Source organism: bacterium, assembly GCA_024226335.1.
In the GTDB taxonomy this organism is placed as follows: domain Bacteria; phylum Myxococcota_A; class UBA9160; order SZUA-336; family SZUA-336; genus JAAELY01.
The window spans coordinates 1-1,918 of the sequence record JAAELY010000360.1 but is presented as its reverse complement, the minus strand read 5'-3'; the positions used below and the strand labels follow the sequence as shown (position 1 = coordinate 1,918).

General features: G+C 62.4%; 2 protein-coding genes. Both read left to right on the top strand.

What is annotated here, in order from left to right; all coding sequences use genetic code 11:
• Positions 1 to 483, top strand: a 483-nt coding sequence (locus GY725_18945) for a DUF2924 domain-containing protein (GenBank protein ID MCP4006266.1), incomplete at its 5' end; no start/stop codon positions are given.
• A partial coding sequence (locus tag GY725_18940; GenBank protein ID MCP4006265.1) for a recombinase family protein occupies positions 483 to 1,918 on the top strand: 1,436 nt, incomplete at its 3' end. The genes GY725_18945 and GY725_18940, both read left to right, overlap by 1 nt.

Below are 1,918 nucleotides of genomic sequence, written 5' to 3'. Positions count from 1 at the left end.
GTGATCCGCCAGATCCATCGCCTTCAACAGATGACGGTCGGCGATCTGCGCCTCGAATGGATGAAGTTGTACGGCGAGCCGACACGATCGCGGAACCGGGATTACCTCTGGCGACGGCTAGCCTGGCGCGTCCAGGAGCTGGCCCACGGCGGCCTCAACAACGCCGCCAAGGCGAAGATCGATGAGCTGGCGTCCAAGTCGTTCAGCCGCGCTAGAACGCCACACAACGGCAACGGCGTGGCCCCAGCCGGTGATCATCAGCATCAACATCGTGCCCATCGCGACCCGCGGCTGCCATCGCCTGGAACAGTAATCGTTCGCCAGTACAAAGGTCGCGAACTCCGGCTGAGCGTTCTTGACGGAGGTTATGAACTCGACGGCACGCACTACGGCTCCCTGTCCGAGGCGGCCCGTGCGGCCACAGGATCGCGCTGGAACGGCCCGCTGTTCTGGGGCCTGCGTAAACGGAATCGGAAGACCTGATGCCACGCCCGCATCGCAACCGTACATCCTCGGCTGTAGCGATCCAGCCTGCGGTTCGATGTGCAATCTACACCAGGAAATCCACCAACGAGGGGCTCGACCAGGCGTTCAACTCCCTGCACAACCAGCGAGATGCTGGCGAGTCCTATGTCGCGAGCCAGCGCCACGAAAACTGGACGGTGTTGACAGATCAGTACGACGACGGTGGGTTCAGCGGCGGCAACACAGAGCGGCCTGCCCTCAAGCGTCTCCTGACCGATGCCGAGGCTGGCCGGATCGACATCATCGTGGTCTACAAGCTTGATCGGCTGAGCCGTTCGCTCCTCGACTTTCTGAATCTCCATCGCTCCCTGGAAGCCCTCGGTGTCCAAATCGTTTCGGTGACGGAGCCGATCGACACGCGGACGCCAATCGGTCGGGCGTTTGTAAATATCTTGGTTTCATTCGGACAGATGGAGCGCGAAGTTGCCGGTGAGCGAACATCGCACAAGATCCAAGCTGCGCGCCGTCGTGGCCGTTGGACCGGCGGCCATCCCCCGCTCGGTTACGACACCGTCCCCGAAGGCGGCCGCATCGTCGTCAACAAGGTCGAGGCCGAGCAGGTCAAGGCGATCTTCCAGCTCTACGCCGAGACTCCATCGCTGGTCGAGGTTGCGCAGGAACTGAACCGCCGCGGTTGGCGAACGAAGGCATGGACGGCGAAAACGAAGCGACCGTGCGGTGGAAAGAAATGGAACAACGCCAGCGTTCGGAATCTGCTTCGGAACCCTCTCTACATCGGCAAGCAAAAGCTCGGCGAGGAGACCTTCAATGGTGATCACGAATCGATCGTCACAAAGAAGCTCTTCGATCAGGTTCAGCGCCTGCTCACGGCGAATCGAACGAGCGGCGGCGCTGGAGCCCGAAATCGCCACGGTTTCCTCCTTCGCGGCCTGCTCCGCTGCTCCGCCTGCAACGCCTCGATGGTCCCGACCCCGACGAGCAAAGGCGCTCGGCTCTACCGCTACTACACCTGCCGGGCTGCCCAGAAGAACGGCCATGCGACCTGCCCTACAAGGTCCGTCAATGCCGACAAGGTCGAGGCGTTCGTCGTCGATCAGATTCGCCGCATCGGGGCGGACCCTGAACTCCAGCACGAGACCTTCCGACAGGCCGTCGCCGAGGTGAAGGCCAAGGCCAGGGGGCGGAGGCTGGAAGCGAAGCGGCTCAAGAACGATCTGACTCCAGCGAAAGCAGACGTGGAACGCCTAGTCGCTGAGTTGACCCGACGTGATGGACCCGCCGCTGACGCTATCGCGGCGGAACTGACCGCCGCCCAGGAACGACTCGCGCAGATCAAAGGCCGACAGGCTGAAATCAAGACTGAACTGGCCGACCTCAAGGCGCAGAGCATCGACCGCGACGATCTGACTCGGGCGCTAGAAGCCTTCGACCC